The sequence below is a fragment of the Vibrio sp. L5-1 genome (assembly GCF_021728315.1).
Taxonomy (GTDB): Bacteria; Pseudomonadota; Gammaproteobacteria; order Enterobacterales; family Vibrionaceae; genus Vibrio; species Vibrio splendidus_K.
Window position 1 is genome coordinate 107,495 of sequence record NZ_JAKKCQ010000006.1, and the last position, 17,017, is coordinate 124,511.

Annotated in this window: 16 protein-coding genes; 5 read left to right on the top strand and 11 right to left on the bottom strand. The window is 40.4% G+C overall.

Annotated elements, in window-relative coordinates; genetic code table 11:
- Positions 1–130: 130 nt before the first annotated feature.
- The 9 genes from L3V35_RS19440 to L3V35_RS19480 all read right to left on the bottom strand — a co-directional run bounded on the left by L3V35_RS19440 (position 131) and on the right by L3V35_RS19480 (position 9,284).
- Positions 131–1,315 (bottom strand): glycosyltransferase family 2 protein, encoded by a 1,185-nt coding sequence (locus L3V35_RS19440; protein WP_054547938.1) that lies wholly within the window; start codon positions 1,313–1,315, stop codon positions 131–133.
- Positions 1,316–1,428: 113 nt separating this feature from the next.
- On the bottom strand, positions 1,429–2,310 hold the full coding sequence (locus L3V35_RS19445; protein ID WP_054547939.1) for a DapH/DapD/GlmU-related protein: 882 nt from the start codon (positions 2,308–2,310) through the stop codon (positions 1,429–1,431).
- A 58-nt stretch (positions 2,311–2,368) separates the two neighbouring features.
- Positions 2,369–3,091, bottom strand: coding sequence for an SDR family oxidoreductase (locus tag L3V35_RS19450; protein WP_054547940.1), 723 nt, complete (start codon positions 3,089–3,091; stop codon positions 2,369–2,371).
- Positions 3,088–4,449 (bottom strand): class I adenylate-forming enzyme family protein, encoded by a 1,362-nt coding sequence (locus L3V35_RS19455; RefSeq protein WP_237300511.1) that lies wholly within the window; start codon positions 4,447–4,449, stop codon positions 3,088–3,090. Before L3V35_RS19455 ends, L3V35_RS19450 begins: the two co-directional genes overlap by 4 nt.
- Positions 4,439–4,675 (bottom strand): hypothetical protein, encoded by a 237-nt coding sequence (locus L3V35_RS19460; RefSeq protein ID WP_054547942.1) that lies wholly within the window; start codon positions 4,673–4,675, stop codon positions 4,439–4,441. The genes L3V35_RS19455 and L3V35_RS19460 overlap by 11 nt, the downstream gene beginning before the upstream one ends.
- 138 nt (positions 4,676–4,813) lie before the next feature.
- Positions 4,814–5,878 carry an aminotransferase class V-fold PLP-dependent enzyme gene (locus L3V35_RS19465; protein WP_237300512.1) on the bottom strand — a complete coding sequence of 355 codons (1,065 nt, stop codon included), beginning with the start codon at positions 5,876–5,878 and terminating at the stop codon, positions 4,814–4,816.
- Positions 5,879–5,891: 13 nt separating this feature from the next.
- On the bottom strand, positions 5,892–6,935 hold the full coding sequence (locus L3V35_RS19470) for a DegT/DnrJ/EryC1/StrS family aminotransferase (protein ID WP_200909011.1): 1,044 nt from the start codon (positions 6,933–6,935) through the stop codon (positions 5,892–5,894).
- A 41-nt stretch (positions 6,936–6,976) separates the two neighbouring features.
- A complete protein-coding gene (locus tag L3V35_RS19475) occupies positions 6,977–7,996 on the bottom strand; it encodes a polysaccharide biosynthesis protein (protein WP_054547945.1) in 1,020 nt (339 codons plus the stop codon).
- Entirely contained in the window at positions 7,989–9,284 is a 1,296-nt protein-coding gene (locus L3V35_RS19480) for a flippase (protein WP_160317340.1), read from the bottom strand. Before L3V35_RS19480 ends, L3V35_RS19475 begins: the two co-directional genes overlap by 8 nt.
- A gap of 594 nt (positions 9,285–9,878) precedes the next feature.
- On the opposite strand from L3V35_RS19480, the gene L3V35_RS19485 reads away from it, so the two are divergent.
- From L3V35_RS19485 to L3V35_RS19505, 5 genes are all read left to right on the top strand, one after another.
- Entirely contained in the window at positions 9,879–10,313 is a 435-nt protein-coding gene (locus L3V35_RS19485; RefSeq protein WP_012603060.1) for a rhodanese-like domain-containing protein, read from the top strand.
- A 99-nt stretch (positions 10,314–10,412) separates the two neighbouring features.
- Entirely contained in the window at positions 10,413–10,889 is a 477-nt protein-coding gene (secB, locus tag L3V35_RS19490; protein WP_004733234.1) for a protein-export chaperone SecB, read from the top strand.
- A 249-nt stretch (positions 10,890–11,138) separates the two neighbouring features.
- Entirely contained in the window at positions 11,139–12,203 is a 1,065-nt protein-coding gene (gpsA, locus tag L3V35_RS19495) for an NAD(P)H-dependent glycerol-3-phosphate dehydrogenase (protein WP_054547947.1), read from the top strand.
- A 223-nt stretch (positions 12,204–12,426) separates the two neighbouring features.
- The gene (cysE, locus tag L3V35_RS19500; RefSeq protein ID WP_009847961.1) at positions 12,427–13,248 is read left to right on the top strand and encodes a serine O-acetyltransferase; all 822 of its coding nucleotides are present in this window, start codon (positions 12,427–12,429) and stop codon (positions 13,246–13,248) included.
- Between the two features lie 362 nt (positions 13,249–13,610).
- Positions 13,611–14,762 (top strand): murein hydrolase activator EnvC, encoded by a 1,152-nt coding sequence (locus L3V35_RS19505; protein ID WP_237300513.1) that lies wholly within the window; start codon positions 13,611–13,613, stop codon positions 14,760–14,762.
- A 243-nt stretch (positions 14,763–15,005) separates the two neighbouring features.
- Here L3V35_RS19505 and L3V35_RS19510 read toward each other — a convergent pair whose 3' ends face one another.
- The gene (locus L3V35_RS19510) at positions 15,006–15,644 is read right to left on the bottom strand and encodes a TetR/AcrR family transcriptional regulator (protein WP_050644515.1); all 639 of its coding nucleotides are present in this window, start codon (positions 15,642–15,644) and stop codon (positions 15,006–15,008) included.
- A gap of 141 nt (positions 15,645–15,785) precedes the next feature.
- Positions 15,786–16,949 carry a nucleotide sugar dehydrogenase gene (locus L3V35_RS19515; protein ID WP_054547949.1) on the bottom strand — a complete coding sequence of 388 codons (1,164 nt, stop codon included), beginning with the start codon at positions 16,947–16,949 and terminating at the stop codon, positions 15,786–15,788.
- Between the last annotated feature and the right edge of the window lie 68 nt (positions 16,950–17,017).

Sequence of the window (17,017 nt, forward strand, 5' to 3'; positions counted from 1 at the left end):
AAAAGGTATTAAAACGCTTCGTTTTAAATAGCGAGAACTATATTTTAAATTAACTAAAACAGCCCCCGACTCTCTATTTAAAAATACTACGCTCAGTCTATCATTCGTAGACGCAAAATTTGGAAAAGTGTCACTTATCTCTTTCTAATACATTTGACAAATTTCTATTAATATTTTCTGATTCTTTAAGCATAGATATTCCTTCAAATCGATTTAGTTTTATTTGATAAGATGGCATGATGATATTCTTAACTTTATTTACCACTCTTCTTTGGAAGAATAAGTAAGAAGCAACCAAACCTATTGGGAAGGAAAGAGTTTTGATAAGTGCCGGTGAAATAGAATTGTAAGCTAGAACGTTGTCAAAAAGCTCTTTTCGCTTATTGAGCACTCCTCTTTTACGTAATTCAGCGCACGCAGATGACAGCAACAGAACTTTAAAAAAACGACTTTCTAACAAATCATTCTTTGAGTCTTCTCGAAGAGAGCTTGTGCTCAGCAAGGCATTCCAAAGGTATATACACAAAGAACCAAGGGTTGGCTTACCGGCCATTAATTTGAATTCAATTCCTTCCATAATCTCGCCAGCACCATCGCTATTTTTTCCAGCATATCCAGTTCTCGACGAAGATGTACCAATCCAGCCGAGAGGAATGAATGACTTTAGATACTTTTTCTCTAATGATAATGCTATTGCTGCTAAGTTAGCATCTGGTGGAACTGTCGAAAATAACTTTCCACGTTGTTTTTCAATCGCTTCTTCTACCAATGAGCGATGGAACAAGGAGTTAGAATACATTTGAGGCAATTCAAAATAAGCCTGAGCTCCAATAAGAGCGTAGTATACTTCCTTTTGAGAATCCAATATCGAAAATTCTTTTCTAGCGGTATATTGGAGTGCTTTTTCACCATGTAATTGTGCTGCACCTTCCCAAAAAAAGTGAGCTCGGCTAGAAGCAATTACACGTAATTTTTCTTTTGAACATATATTGGTGAGCATATCTGCAAGCTTGAAGAAGTAACTTTGCAAGCCATCATCAACTCCCAAAAATATCAACCACTCACCTGATGCATAATTAATTGCATCCGAAAAATTACCAATTGCGCCTAAGTTTTCTGCCTGGTTGACAACCTTTATACATTTATTGTCTATTTCACTCAGGTACTCTCTTGTTCCGTCTGTCGAGCAATCATCTACAATGATTAATTCATAATCATTGTAGTTTTGATTGGTAACTGTATCAATACAGGTTTGCAAATATTCCAACCCGTTAAACACAGGGAGAATGATGCTATATTTTACCTTATCTCTCATGAAAAAATTTAACTCTACTTCAGGGCGTTATCAAGATACATCCCTAAGCTAGAGGGAAATATCATATGTTATTGGAGGACATAGACTTTTCAAGGATATTTACGAAAAAGACCCTAATACTTTGATTCTGTATTTCCAACTCTTCTAGCAGGCATACCAATTACCTTAGTATTGTCTGGGACGTTCTTCGCTACCAATGAATGGGACCCGACTAGAGACTCTCGGCCAACGTTAATACGATTCAGAATAACAGAGTTAGGTGCTAACCAAACCCCATCATCAAGTGTTGAGCTACCAGCCATAACAACACCAGAAGTAAGCACACAGTTATCACCAATTCTGCAATTGTGAGCAACAAATGTTAAGCTATCTATTTTAGTTGATTTTCCAATTTCTGTATATCCATCAAACAAGCTATTTGATATACATGAGTTTGCTCCAATAAAAACATTATCGTTGATTTTTACACCACCAACATGTTTAACCAAATAAGGTACTTCATTGCCGTAGATAACTTGAAAACCTTGTGTACCAATGATGGCTCCGGCCTCTATGACAACATTATTTCCAATGATAGAGCCCTTGTTAATAACTGCATTTGCTCCTATCACGACATTATTCCCAATCTCTACACCATCTTCAACAACGGCGGTTGAATGTATAGAAAGATTGTCGCCAAATGTCGACAATGAGGGAGATGTGTAAAAGTCTGTACTTTCACACAAAATACCATGGAGCTTATAAAACAACTCTTCAGGGTTGTCTGAAATAATATATGATTTAGAGTTTTTCACTTCTGAATCAAGTACATCATAATATTCCTTAGTCAGTATAGAAGCTACAATTTCCTTTTTATCTAAATGTTCTAAGTAAGCCTCACTTCCTATGTAAGTAATATTACTTCCATAAAGTTGTCTATTAGCTAAATTTAAAGAGTTTACTAAAACATTAGCACCTACAAAATCAACACCAAGTATGTCCGATATGCTTTGCATATCAATTTCTCTAAAAGACAAAATCAAAACCTCTATTTTCACTAATTTAAATTTTTAGTTATGCTGTACTTCCAGCATCAACGGTAAATGTTGCACCAGTGACTCCAGAAGCACTTTCAGACATTAGAAAATTTACCATGCTTGCAGCATCTGACACATTAGCGAGCCTTCCTAAACAACTACGCCTTTTTATTTTTTCTAGTTTATCTCCACCTAAACCATCGGTCATATTGGTTTCCATATAACCTGGAGCAAGTGTATTTACAGTGATCTGAGCTTTACCTAGCTCACGCGCTAGCGACTTAGTAAAGCCACCCAATGCCGATTTAGTCGCGCCATAAACACTAAGACCATTAAATCCAGTTGAACCTATAATTGAGCCAACATTTACAATTCGGCCAACTTTATTCAACAACATAGAACGTGATACGTACTTTGTTAGTAACACCGGAGCCTCTACATTAACTTTAATCACTTCAGTGATATCAGATTCATGCATTGTCGCTAAAACACCGTCATGGCCTAACGCGGCATTATTGATCAAACCATAAATTCGGCCATTATCTTTGGTCACTTGCTTGACCAGTGCAGAAATTTGTTCAGTATTCGAGAAGTCAAATTGATAGAAATAGACCTGTTCAGGATATTCAGTTTGAAGACTTTCGTATTCTTTTGTTACTGTTCGACTGATGCCAATGACTTTATATCCAGATGCAGCCAATTGCTTTGATATCTCTAAACCCAATCCTTTAGCTGAACCTGTAACAATTACGTTTTTCATTTTTTGTTCCTGATTTTCTTTCCTGTAGCATTAGTTTCTATCGTCTCAACTCGTTTGAACATTACAGGTATTTCAAATGCTTCAAGCTTATTTCGACAAAATGCGATCAGTTCTGCTTTTAGTTCTTTTCCAGAAAGAGTCTTACCCTGCTCTGTAGCAATAACATCTGTTGAGACTAAAGATCCCAACACCGGATTCTTTATAGCAAATACATTTGCCATTAAAATAAGAGGACTGCCTTCCAGCACCGATTCAACTTTTTCTGGCATCACCTTGTTACCACCAACATTTATCGAGCCACTCTTTCGTCCTAGAAAAAGGATTCTTTCATTTTTCACGTCAACCAAGTCACCCGTGTTGATAAACCCCTCATGATCTAGGTCGAGTTTACCCTTTACAAAATTAGAGCAGCCGTGCTGACTTTTGATCCATAATAAACCATTTTTAACTTTCAATTTGCATCCCAAACCATTCTCTTCAGATAAGTACTGAGTGGGAAAACCTTCTTTTTTATCTTTTACGGCAAAACCAACACCTGCTTCTGTAGAAGCATAAATGTGGGTAATATTTGTGTCTGGAAAGTTATTGGATAAAGCGTTTAAAAGGCTTTGATTACTAATCTCACCACCTAAAGTGATACGCTTAAGTGGTATACTCTTGTGTGACGGAACCATTAAAACTTGTCGCCAGAATGAAGGGGTTGCCGACAGACAGTTCACTTGGTTATTAGCATATAATTGGACCTGCGAGTCGACAGCCCCCCCCTGAGATGGAATAACCAACATTGAGCCAGCAACAATTGCTTGCAAATAAACCTGTAGGCCAGCAAATCTGTTGATGTCATAAGAGAGCCCCCAATTAAATTCCTGACCACGTTCTATATTCTTTTGGGCTCTAGCAGTCAAAGAACTTAACGTATATGATGCAAGTTTAGGCACACCTGTCGTTCCAGACGTCGCTAATATATAGCCTGCTGTAGTTTCTTTGTGTTTGCCTTCACATCGTAAACTTTCTACATATTCAATTGAGGTAACAGAGCCGTTTCCTAATCTAATGACATAGTCAACACCCGCAGATTGATAGAAAGCCTTTTCATCGTTATTAATCTCATTCGGTTGCAAAAAAACACTGTTGCAAACACTATCTATTGCTGGTAAATATATCGCTAGAGACTCTCTATCTTCAGATACTATTGCGCAATTTTTCCCTATTAATTCCGGGTGGTTGTTTTGAAACTCTGTGCACAATTCCAAAATACAGCCAAATGTATAACTCTTTTTTTCAAGGCGAAGGAAAATTCGTTCTTTCGGTATCCGAAGTAAGTAACTAACTATTTGATTATGTGTTTCAGTTCTCATAAACAGCTACAAACTCTCCAAACGTTGCAGGGTAAACCGCGTTTTCCATTTCTTGAAATGGGTCAAAATCCAACTCTTCTTCGAGCAATGCTACTAAGATAGCAAAGCCCAACGAATCCAGTCCACTTTCCAATAAAATTTGCTCATCAGCGATACTATCGTAGTGTTTATCTATATCTGTTTGCTCTAAAGCTTCATTGAATTTTTTTAATATTGTTGTTCTCATACTTTTATACCTCAAGATACTCAATTAAAAGTTCATATTTCTGAACTCAGTTAGGTTTAGCGATACTAGCGTACACTTCGACAGACTGTAAATCATACAAGTCGCTCATATGTTCTATAGTTATTTATGGATTAAACTCTATAAATCCAAATCAGATTCTGTAACCCACCAGCCACAAGGTAGGTTCAACTGTTTGCTTGAGAATTCATTCACGCCCTCTAAACCATTTGTGTGATGGCCGAAAACTGAATATAAATCATTTCTAAGGTGTACTTTAGACACGTATATACTTCTATCTCTCATATCGGCCAGAAGTGTATCTCTATTTTCAGATAGTAAGGTAAATGCCCAATATGACGGATTAGTCTCTGCTCTCTTTTTCAAAATACGTACACTAGGGTCATTTTCAAAGTATTTCTCCCAACGCTTTGCATTATCACGCTGTTGTTTCAAAAGCTCGTCTAAATGAGGCATCTGTAAAGCACCAACATAACCTGATACGTTGTTCATCGCTGATGAGTCTCCTACAGATACGATGTCACAAGCTTCTGATATTTCACCCAATTCATCTCTAAAATTATCACGCTGGATTCCAAGATCCCTCATTAAAAGAGCTTTCTCGAACAATGCTCGGTTATTGACAGCTAAGCCTCCACCGTCTATGGCGTTGGGCAATCGGACTGGAGTAAATGAGAAGCAAACAATATCTGTGTTGGTATTGCCTAGCTTTTTTCCTTTGTACTCTGCACCAAAGGATTCCGTAGCATCTTCAATAACGAATATTTTATTGTCTTTGGCAACCTGATTGATTTCATCAATATATCCTGGGAACCCTGCCCAATGATAATGAATGATTGCTTTTGTATTCTTCGTTATTTTCCTTTCCACGTCTTTTGGGTCTAATGAGCCAGTTAAAGGGTCAATATCAGCCCACACGACTTTTGCACCGGTGTATATCACTGGTTGAGTCGTCATTAAGCAACTCATAGGAGAAACGATCACCTCGTCCCCAGCTTTGATATCTATAAGCTTTAGAGCAAAAAATATCGAGTTCCCAGACGTGGTCAGTATCTTGTCGTTACCAACGTATTCACGTAGTTTTTTTTCAAAACGTTTCGTATGTACGCCATAGCTGAGTTGACCAGAGCGGAGTATTTCATTAACACCATCCGTTGTATCGTCAGGCATGAATACTTTAAACAAAGGGACCATCACCTCACCAACCTTTTTTTATCACATTGACAATATGCTCTCGGTCTTCATCAGTAACCCACCATCCACATGGAATATGAACCCACTCCTTTTCAAACTCATCTAAATTCGGCAATGTGGTTTTGCTCTCGTTGAAAATGGTATGCGAATCATTTCGTTTATGAAGGTCAGAAGCCATGATACCTTTGTCTGCTAGCGTTTTCATGAAGTCTTGTTTATTCGTTACTTTTACGGTGTAAAGCCAATAGGATGGCTGGGAGTTTGGGTAATACTCAAGAAGTGTTAAACCAGGAGTATTCTTCAAGGCTTTATCGAAGAACTTACCATTCTCGATATATCGACCAACCACTTTATCGATACTTTTTAGCTGAACGAGACCAACAGTCGCATTCACATTATTCATGTGATACTTGTAGCCTTGGGCTTTGATATCGTTTTCTTGTCGACTCACCTTTTTACTGATACCAAACCAACGAATAAGCTTAGCCTTTTCAAACTCGTCATTGTCTTTGATACACAAAGCACCACCATCTATTGTAGTAAAGTGCTTAATGGCCTGAAATGAAAAAATAGTATACTTGAAATGATTGCCAATTTTTTTGCCTTCAAAAGAAGCACCAAAAGCATGGGCGCCATCTTCAATAACAGGGATTCCATATTTATTTTCAATCTCTTGAAACTTCTTAATATCCATAGGAACACCCGCATAGTCTACAACCATGATTGCCTTGGTATTCTCTGTTATCTTTTTCTCTACATCTTCTGGGCACAGATTTCCTGTTTTCGGATCGATATCTGCCCAGACAATTTTTGCACCCGTTTGCTTAATCACCGTGTTAGTCGGCTCAGCAGTCAAAGCAGTCGAGATAACTTCATCCCCCTCCTTTACACCTGCAAGTATCAATGCAATATGAAGAGCCGACGAACCACTGTTTACAGTTAAACAATTGGAGTTACCTAAGTACTGAGCTAATTGTCTTTCAAAATCGTCTACTGCCTCACCTTGAGCGATATAACCCGAGTAAAGTACTTTTTCTAACTCAGGCATAAGTTGCTCTTTGGGAGGCATAAACGTTTTAATTAGAGGTATCATCTATTAATTCCCAACTCTTGTTGAACGTAATCTAGAGTAAGAAGTAACGCTTTTAATTCTTCCACTGTCAATCTTTGCGTATTGTGTGAATTATACTCATCAAACTCTAACTTTTGCGCTTCCTCTTGAACATATTTCGTGTAGTTCAAATCTCGGTAGTCAGCAGGAACTTGGTAGAAGTCCCCCATGTCAGTAGCTTTTGCCATTTCCTCACGACCACAAAGGGACTCAAATAATTTCTCTCCATGACGCTCACCAATAATTTTAATTTCGTTCTCAGCGTTAAACAGCTCTTTTAAAGCAATAGCAAGATCACCCACCGTAGCAGCCGGTGATTTCTGAACAAAAACATCACCGGGATTAGCATTCTCAAAAGCGAATAACACTAAGTCCACAGAATCCACTAGAGACATCATAAATCGAGTCATCTCTGGGTTTGTAATTGTAAGTGGAAGACCACTCTTAATTTGTTCGATAAACAGAGGAATTATCGAACCTCTCGAAGCCATTACGTTGCCGTATCGCGTTGCGCAGATAGTACTATTGTTGTCTTTCACTCGCTTATCCCGAGCTTTTGAAACCGCTAACTTTTCCATCAACGCTTTCGTCATCCCCATACTATTGATAGGGTAAACGGCTTTGTCAGTACTTAGTACAACCACTTTTTTAACATTATTAGCGGCTGCAGCTTCCAAAACGTTCTCTGCACCAAGCAAGTTTGTTTTAATAGCTTCCATTGGATAGAATTCACACGAAGGCACTTGCTTGAGAGCTGCCGCATGGAAAAGGTAATCTACGCCTCGCATCGCGTTATTAATGCTGTCAAAATCTCGAATATCACCGATAACAAAGTTGAGTTTGTCACTCTTGTACTTTATTCGCATGTCTTCTTGTTTTTTCTCATCTCGGCTAAAAATTCGAATTTCTTCAATATCTGAATTTAGAAAACGATCTAATACTGCATTACCAAATGATCCTGTTCCACCAGTGATCATTAAAACCTTACCTTTAAACATATTTTGTACCTTTTGTGAAAATTTTAATATCTTTCTCAACTAAAACTATCATCAATACCGTTCCTAATAAGGCTGTAATTAACGAGGCATAAACTGCTCCAATTCCCCCAAATAGTGGAATTAACCAATAATTGAAATAAGCTATTGAGCCAATCGATAGTATTGACAGATAGAGGTGTATTTTGGTCTTTCCTTCAATATACGTGATTTGAGAGTAGGCAAATAACACGACATAGGGCAGGCCTGACCATATCTGAAGTGATAAGTAATGACCTGCTTCCTTAAATTCATCGCCGAAAAGGAGTGTCATCAGAAACTCAGATATAAGTGAAACTATCATTGCAAATGGAATGGCGAACGCAAGCATCGCTTTCGTAATCATTAATACTCTAGTTCTTAGAATACCTGACCCTTCTTTTCTTGCGCTTATAAGTGCAGGGTAGATTGACGAACCTAATAGAACAGGGATTAGGAACCACAGTTCTGATATTCTAAGCGCCGCAGCATAATACCCTACATCTTCAAAGCTTCCTAAATTACCTAACATCACCTGCCCCAGCTTCAACTTTATCACGGAGGCAATCGCCGCAAAGATAAGCGGCCAGCTGTCCTTCAGCATTTCTTTAGCTAAAGTTTTGTTAACGAAATACGCAGTTCGCTGAAGTGTTGTCTTTTTAAAATAGAAATAGATCAAGAATAAAGATAGTGTAAAAGAGTCAAATAGAAAGACTTTTGCAAAGTCAATCAATGGTGAGTTAGATATTATTAATACTATTTTTACGATCGCACTAATAGTTATAGATATAATATTAGCCATCACAAAGTATTTACTTTCCACAACACTTTGAAAGTGTAACTTTATAACATTAGACGTTTGAAACAGAAAAGTAAAACCCATGATGAATGCGATAGCCTTAACCTCATCAGACATGTCGGAAATAAGTATTCCAACAAATAGTAACAACAACGCTACAACTGAACCAATTAACTTTAAAGCAAATGTTGTAGCTAATATCTCACCTTTACTGTCCTCTCTTTTTACCAACTCGCGAACAACAATGTTGTCAAGTCCAAGTGTTGCTACACCACCAAAAATTGCTACAAAACTTATAGCATAGGAATAGATACCGAAATCATTTGGCCCCAAGTGTCTAGCAACCCAAGCTCCTATAAATAGCCCTACGATTAGTTTCAGCGCATTATCGGCTAGTAGCCATGATGTGTTTTTTAAGTACTTCATCACACTAGCGTTATTTTTCAAGGCGTTTATTTTTTCTATTATTTTCATTCTACTTATTTCTGATTGCATGAGACTAGATTGAGCTTCTCCTTGCCCACCAGAAACCCTACAAATATGCTATTTGTGTTTAAATATTTACGAAGGGGGTTCACTCGCACTAAGATACGCTACCGCCCCTAGGTCTGGCTCCCAAAAGCAAAATATTGTCAGTGTGTATAGTAAGTTCGCTTTTAATGGCCTACAGAGCACCAAATGCTAGCAAAATAAGTGTATGTTAACCAGTTTAAACTTTATCCTTAAAACTCTTTATTTACTCTACCTTATGAGTATCGCCATCAGTTAGTGTGTGTATTATATGGGGTTCCACGTGGGGACTTGCATTCATAGCAGGTAATGCTATTCCCCTACAAAATCGGTTGCATTTTAACCACCGAGCGAAGGGGTGTCATACAAAAAGGTCATTCAAACTGTCGATTCAGAAATACATTAAGTATGAGGGCACAAAGGCAATGAGTGTCAATTTCATTCACACTCAACCATACCACTCATCACAACTGCATGCTGCCTCTGTATTCTCCTATCCTTTATCGCTATACTCCTGACCTATAGTTTTTCGCCCAATAACGAATAAGAGTTCAAGATATGCAAGAGTTAGTTCCATTTGTTCAAGAGAATATGATTTTAGCCATCGTATGGATCGGCTTGGTTGTTGCCATCATTGCGAACGTTATCAAGACATCAAACGCAGCCTACAAAGAGATCACGGCAGCGCAAACCACACACATGATTAACCGTGAAAATGGGATTGTGGTTGATATTCGTACTAAGGATGAGTTCAAAAAGGGCCATATTACGGACGCAGTTCACATTTTGCCGTCAGATATCAAAGCAAATAGCTTTGGTAGCCTTGAAAGCCACAAAGCAGACCCAATCATCGTAGTATGCAAGACAGGTCAAACCGCTCAAGAAAGCGCGAACTTGCTGGTTAAAGCTGGTTTCGAAAACGTAAGCGTACTGAAAAGCGGCTTAGTGGCTTGGAGCGAAGCTAATCTTCCTTTGGTTAAAGGTAAGAAATAGCTTAAAGGCAAGAAGCGGCTGACCGATATACTAACTTTCAGGCTTTGTTCGATAAATATAATGAACAGAGTCTAATTTAAAATTTTTAAGGACAAGAAAATGGCTGAAGCAGCACAACAAGACGCACAACAAAACTTCGCAATCCAACGTATCTTCCTAAAAGACGTATCTTTCGAAGCGCCAAACTCTCCAGACATGTTTCAAAAAGAGTGGAACCCAGATGTAAAGCTGGACCTAGACACTCAAAGCCGTGAACTTGGCGAAGGCGTTTACGAAGTCATCCTACGTCTAACGGTTACGGTTAAGAACGCAGAAGACACTGCATTCCTTTGTGAAGTTCAACAAGGCGGCATCTTCTCTGCAAGCGAAATGGAAGCTGGCCAACTAGCACATTGCCTAGGTGCATTCTGCCCTAACATCCTGTTCCCATACGCTCGTGAAACGATTTCTAGCCTAGTGGTTAAAGGTACGTTCCCACAACTGAACCTAGCGCCAGTAAACTTTGATGCTTTGTTCATGAACTACCTACAAAACCAAGCTCAACAAGCTGAACAAACTGAAGGCGAGCAAGCTTAGGTTTTCAAGTAGAGCTTAAGTTTCGAAATAGAACTACTCTGACTAATGCTCAAATCGCTTATTTTTAAGAAGCTGGGCTTTTATTAGATAGCTAGTTTTCGTTAAATAGTTAGCTTTTAAATGCACATCGCAGCTTCTGCGATGTGCATTTTTTATTTACACTGTATTTTGATAGAGAGATGTTTTCTTCTTACTTTAGAAAACATCTCAAGAACTCTTCGATTTCCCTCATTATTTTTAGGTGGAAGCATGACAGAAACAACTCGCCCGACTCACGCGAAAGCCGCTTACGGTAAAGATAGCGCTTACGGTAAAGACATCGCCATGACAGTGATTGGCGCAGGTTCTTATGGGACATCTTTAGCGATCTCTCTAGCGCGTAACGGTGCCAATGTTGTTCTTTGGGGACATGACCCTGTTCATATGGCTCGCCTCGAATCTGAGCGTGCGAACAATGAGTTTCTACCCAATATCGCTTTCCCAGACAGCTTAATTATTGAGTCAGATATAGAAAAAGCCGTGACTTCAAGCCGAGACCTTTTGGTTGTCGTCCCGAGCCACGTGTTTGGTATCGTTTTAAATAGCCTTAAGCCTCACTTAACAGAGAACTCTCGTATCTGCTGGGCGACCAAAGGCTTAGAGCCAGAAACAGGCCGCCTACTTAAAGATGTCGCTCACGATGTGCTTGGTGATGGCTACTCGTTAGCGGTTCTATCAGGGCCTACTTTTGCCAAAGAGTTAGCGATGGGCATGCCAACGGCTATCTCTGTCGCTTCACCTGATGAAGTTTTCTTAGAAGAGCTGCAAGAGAAGATTCATTGCGGCAAAACATTCCGCGTATACGCAAACTCTGATTTCATCGGCATGCAACTGGGTGGCGCGGTTAAAAATGTTATCGCAATTGGCGCAGGCATGTCGGATGGTATTGGCTTTGGTGCTAATGCACGTACCGCACTTATCACTCGCGGCTTAGCGGAAATGAGCCGATTAGGTGCAGCTCTTGGCGCGCAACCAGAAACCTTCATGGGCATGGCAGGGTTGGGTGACTTAGTACTAACCTGTACTGATAACCAATCACGCAACCGTCGCTTTGGTTTGGCACTTGGCGCAGGCAAAGATGTCGATACCGCACAAGAAGAAATTGGCCAAGTCGTTGAAGGTTATCGCAACACCAAAGAAGTTTGGTTATTATCAGAACGCATGGGCGTTGAGATGCCAATTGTTGAACAAATTTATCAAGTGTTGTATCAAGGAAAAGATGCACACCTAGCGGCGCAAGATCTACTTGCTCGAGACAAGAAGTCAGAAAGGTAAAAAGCAGTAACGAGATTCGAGTAACCGAGATGCGAAAAGAGTAAAAGCGGATACGAGATTCGGGTAAACGAGATGCGAAGAGAGTAAGAGCAGATTGAGCGCTTAAAGAAGGCTGCTTTTCGTTATCCGCATCTCGCTACTCTAATCTGTTCTTTACATCTCGTTCTTCGTATCTCGAATCTAGCATCTAGCATCTGCCCCTTAAAAAATAATGGATGGTAAAATGAAACACTGTGAACAACAAAAAGTTTGGCAATGCATTGTGAAGGAAGCTCGACAGCAGTCGGAGCAAGAGCCTATGCTTGCGAGTTTTTATCATGCCACGATCATCAACCATGAAAGTTTAGGCGCAGCCCTTAGCTACATCCTAGCAAACAAGCTAAAGACGGCTTCAATGCCAGCAATGGCAGTACGTGAAGTGGTTGAACAAGCATTTAAGCAGGACCAATCGATTATTGATGCTGCCGCTTGTGATATCTGCGCGACGGTAAATCGAGATCCTGCGGTCGAGATGTACTCGATGCCTCTGCTTTATCTGAAAGGTTACCACGCTCTGCAAGGTTACCGAGTGGCTAACTGGCTGTGGAAGCAAGGGCGTATTGCACTTGCCACTTACCTACAGAACCAAATTTCGGTTGCTTGCCAAGTGGATATTCACCCAGCAGCTCGTATCGGTAAAGCGATCATGCTCGACCACGCGACAGGCATTGTGATTGGTGAAACCGCTGTCGTTGAAAATGATGTATCTATCCTTCAAGACGTGACCCTTGGTGGTACGGGTAAAGAAGGTGGCGATCGTCACCCTAAAATCCGAGAAGGTGTAATGATCGGTGCCGGTGCTAAAATACTCGGTAACATTGAAGTGGGTGAAGGCGCGAAGATTGGTTCTTGCTCTGTGGTTCTTCAGGCAGTTCCACCTCATACGACAGTCGCTGGCGTTCCTGCAAAAATTGTTGGAAAGCCGAAAACTGACAAGCCGTCTTTGGATATGGATCAGGGGTTTAACGGTCGCTCTCAGAACTTCATCCATGGTGATGGGATTTAAGAGCAGATACGGAATTCGAGTAACCGAGATGCGAAGAGCTTAAAAGCAAATGCGGGATTCGAGTAACCGAGATACGAAGAGCTTAAAAGCAGATTCGGGGTTCGAGTAACCGAGATACGAAGAGCTTAAAAGCAGATTCGGGGTTCGAGTAACCGAGATGCGAAGAGCTTAAAAGCAAATGCGGAATTCGAGTAACCGAGATGTGAAGAGCTTAAAAGTAGATGCGGAATTCGAGTAACCGAGATGCGAAGAGCTTAAAAGTAGATGCGGAATTCGAATAACCGAAATGCGAAAAGCTTAAAAGCAGATGTGGGTTCGATTCAGCGAAATTCGAAAAATCAAGAGCAGATGAATACAACTAAATGACGATAATGATGAAACAAATTCGAGCCATTAGCCGGACTCTTCTGATATCTGCCAGCCTTTGCGCTGCTCTGTTATCTACATCGTCATTTGCCGCCTCTCAGGGGGAACTAAAAGGCGTATCAAGCGAAATATCTCGCCAACAAAAAAACCTTTCCTCACAGCAGAAAAAACTCGATAGCCTACAGGCAAACCTCAAGAAACAAGAGCTATCCATTGTTTCGCTTGAAAAGGCGATTCTAGACAGTAAAAAGCAACTCAATACCGCTAATGCTAATATTGCTAACTTAGACACCAAGATTAAAGCGCTTACGGCACAGAAAAAAATCCATACCGACAAGTTAGAACAACTGATTCAGACTTACTACATGACAAGTCGAGCTAAAGCGTCTTCTCACATCCTCAACACTGGTGTGGAAGAAGATCGTATCAGTCACTATTACCAACACCTTGCCAAAGCTCGCTCCGCAACAATCAAAACGATTGAACAGACGCAACTTGAGTTAGAAGAAAGCCACAAACAGCGTCAACTTGAGCAAGAACAGATAGCATCACTATTAAAACAGCAAACCACCAAGCGCGATACGTTAGCCAAAACTCAAACTCAGCGTAAGAAAACCGTTGGCAGTATTAAAAAGAACATTTCGGGTGATAAGAATTACTTGGCGGAGCTTCAGCGCAATGAAACTCGCCTAAAAGCTGAAATAGCGAAAGCACAGAAAGCGGCTCGCGAGAGACGTAATGCAATCCCTATGGATGGGTTAGCCAAACGTAAAGGCAAACTGCCTTGGCCAATCAAAGACAAAGTTCTGCATAACTACGGTTCACGCCAAACGGGGCAAATTAACTGGAAAGGCATGGTGATCAACGCTAAATATGGTCAGCAAGTTAAGTCTGTTTATTCAGGCACGGTGGTTTTTGCAGAGTATCTACGCGGTTATGGCTTAGTGGTGCTACTTGACCACGGTAAAGGCGATATGACGCTCTACGGCTTTAACCAAGCACTTTTAAAGAAAGAAGGTGACAAAGTGAAAGCGGGTGAAGCGATTGCACTTGCAGGTGACACTGGCGGCCAAACGCGCCCATCACTGTATTTTGAAATTCGCAGAAACAGCCAAGCTCAGAATCCAAAGAGTTGGTTAGTTAGGTAAGAGCAGATACGGGATGCGCAGATCTTAAAAACAGATACGGGATTCGAGTAAACGAGATTCGAAGAGCTTAAAGAGACGCTGGGTTCGAGTCACCTAAATACGAAAAGCTTAAAGCCGACACAAGGTCAGAGTAAAACATGACATGAAAAATGCTAGCCTAGTCGCCGCTCTACCCTGCTTTTCGTTTACTCGTATCTCGCTACTCGAATCTGCTCTTTCCCGATCTTCATTACTCGTATCTTTCTACTTTGAATTCAAAGCCCTTACACCATCTTCCAACAGTGTCAGCTGCTCAAAGCCTTGAGTTGTCGCAATTGGTTTAACGGTCGCGATCATCTGTAGCATTCCTTGATGGACCACTTGCTCTGTAATTTGAGCTTTTGGAGACATTGCAGACTGATACGCCAACCAACCCGATGCGATCAAGTGAAGAGAAGTGACCATCGACTTCATTTCCGCATCCGTTGCTTTAAGCAAGTTCAACTCAACAAAGGCTCTCATAATATCGACAAGGTTGGTTTGCAATCTTTCTTGCACGGCCATGTAATCAAGGTGGAGCTTTTCATCACGAGACAGTATTTCAGGTAGGTTCGCATAGAAGAATCGGTACTTCCACATTAGCGTGAAGATAGAATCTAAGTAGGTCTTTAGTAGCGTCAGGCTTTCTTGCTGGCCTTGAATCGGCGTGAACCTTTCAAGCAACTCTGTTGAATAGAGGGTGAAGATATCACGTACAATTTCTTGTTTGTTACGGAAGTGGTAGTAGAGGTTACCAGGGCTAATCTCGATATGCTCAGCAATATGATTGGTCGTAATACTACGCTCGCCGTGCTCATTAAAAAGCTCTAGAGCAGCGTAAACAATCTTGTCACGTGTTTTCATTAGTTACTAGTATCCCTATCCGTTTAGTGGTTCAGTATATCGCCACTAAGCGGATAGATCGAGCTGATAACATCTGGTCGAATTAGCAAACGCTAAAATTCACCTTCAATCCATCACACCTATGATCAATCACAGCTGGAATCAATCACTGCCAAAGAGGTCTCGTGTGTACACCTTATCTGCAACGTCTGCGATTTCTTCTACCATTCTGTTAGAAACAATCACATCCGATACGGTTTTAAACTCTTCAAGGTCAGAATAAACTTTAGAGTTAAAGAAGTGTTCTTCTTCCAACACAGGTTCGAACACGACCACTTCAATACCTTTAGCTTTCAAACGCTTCATGATGCCTTGAATCGACGACGCACGGAAGTTGTCTGAACCGGCCTTCATGATCAAGCGATAGATACCCACCACTTTTGGCGAGCGCTTAATAATGGACTCCGCAATAAAATCTTTACGAGTGCGGTTAGCGTCAACAATAGCGCCCACAATGTTGTTAGGTACATCTTGGTAATTAGCCAACAGTTGCTTGGTGTCTTTCGGTAAGCAGTAACCACCGTAACCAAATGAAGGATTGTTGTAATGATTGCCAATTCGAGGGTCTAAACCCACACCTTCGATAATCTGGCGAGAATCCAAACCGTGAGCTTCGGCATAAGAATCGAGCTCATTGAAATAAGAAACACGCATCGCAAGGTAGGTATTTGAGAAGAGCTTTACTGCTTCCGCTTCTGTGGAGTTAGTAAATAGTACGTCGATATTCTCTTTTTCTGCTCCTTCAACCAGCAGATTCGCAAATACTTTAGCGCGTTCAGAACACTCACCAACGATAATTCGTGATGGGTGTAGGTTATCGTATAGGGCTTTGCCTTCGCGCAAAAACTCAGGTGAGAATATAACGTTTTCGCAACCTAGATCTTCTCTGATCTGTGCGGTATAACCTACAGGAACTGTTGATTTGATCACCATGACAGCACCTGGGTTCATTTTCATAACATCTTTGATAACAGATTCAACGGAGGAAGTGTTGAAATAGTTATTTTTAGGATCATAATCCGTAGGTGTTGCGATGATAACAAACTCGGCATCTTTGTATGCAGCTTTGTCTGTTGTGGCTCTAAAGTTAAGCTCCTTACTCGATAAAAAGTGTTCAATCTCACTATCAACAATTGGAGATTGCTTTTTATTAAGCATCACTACTTTATCTTCAATAATATCTACAGCTACCACTTCGTGGTTTTGTGCCAATAACATCGCATTTGATAAGCCAACATACCCTGTCCCAGCTACTGCAATTTTCATACTAATACCTATAGCTTTGAGTTATTCACTCAATTTAATTCATAATTTATCTGGCCACATCATACTCT

What these genes read in the sequence shown, in the direction of transcription:
- L3V35_RS19440 (WP_054547938.1), bottom strand. Translation starts at nt 1,315, where the DNA reads ATGAGAGATAAGGTAAAATATAGCATCATTCTCCCTGTGTTTAACGGG.
- L3V35_RS19445 (WP_054547939.1), bottom strand. Translation starts at nt 2,310, where the DNA reads ATGCAAAGCATATCGGACATACTTGGTGTTGATTTTGTAGGTGCTAAT.
- L3V35_RS19450 (WP_054547940.1), bottom strand. Translation starts at nt 3,091, where the DNA reads ATGAAAAACGTAATTGTTACAGGTTCAGCTAAAGGATTGGGTTTAGAG.
- L3V35_RS19455 (WP_237300511.1), bottom strand. Translation starts at nt 4,449, where the DNA reads ATGAGAACTGAAACACATAATCAAATAGTTAGTTACTTACTTCGGATA.
- L3V35_RS19460 (WP_054547942.1), bottom strand. Translation starts at nt 4,675, where the DNA reads ATGAGAACAACAATATTAAAAAAATTCAATGAAGCTTTAGAGCAAACA.
- L3V35_RS19470 (WP_200909011.1), bottom strand. Translation starts at nt 6,935, where the DNA reads ATGCCTGAGTTAGAAAAAGTACTTTACTCGGGTTATATCGCTCAAGGT.
- L3V35_RS19475 (WP_054547945.1), bottom strand. Translation starts at nt 7,996, where the DNA reads ATGTTTAAAGGTAAGGTTTTAATGATCACTGGTGGAACAGGATCATTT.
- L3V35_RS19480 (WP_160317340.1), bottom strand. Translation starts at nt 9,284, where the DNA reads ATGAAAATAATAGAAAAAATAAACGCCTTGAAAAATAACGCTAGTGTG.
- L3V35_RS19485 (WP_012603060.1), top strand. Translation starts at nt 9,879, where the DNA reads ATGCAAGAGTTAGTTCCATTTGTTCAAGAGAATATGATTTTAGCCATC.
- secB (WP_004733234.1), top strand. Translation starts at nt 10,413, where the DNA reads ATGGCTGAAGCAGCACAACAAGACGCACAACAAAACTTCGCAATCCAA.
- gpsA (WP_054547947.1), top strand. Translation starts at nt 11,139, where the DNA reads ATGACAGAAACAACTCGCCCGACTCACGCGAAAGCCGCTTACGGTAAA.
- cysE (WP_009847961.1), top strand. Translation starts at nt 12,427, where the DNA reads ATGAAACACTGTGAACAACAAAAAGTTTGGCAATGCATTGTGAAGGAA.
- L3V35_RS19505 (WP_237300513.1), top strand. Translation starts at nt 13,611, where the DNA reads ATGACGATAATGATGAAACAAATTCGAGCCATTAGCCGGACTCTTCTG.
- L3V35_RS19510 (WP_050644515.1), bottom strand. Translation starts at nt 15,644, where the DNA reads ATGAAAACACGTGACAAGATTGTTTACGCTGCTCTAGAGCTTTTTAAT.
- L3V35_RS19515 (WP_054547949.1), bottom strand. Translation starts at nt 16,949, where the DNA reads ATGAAAATTGCAGTAGCTGGGACAGGGTATGTTGGCTTATCAAATGCG.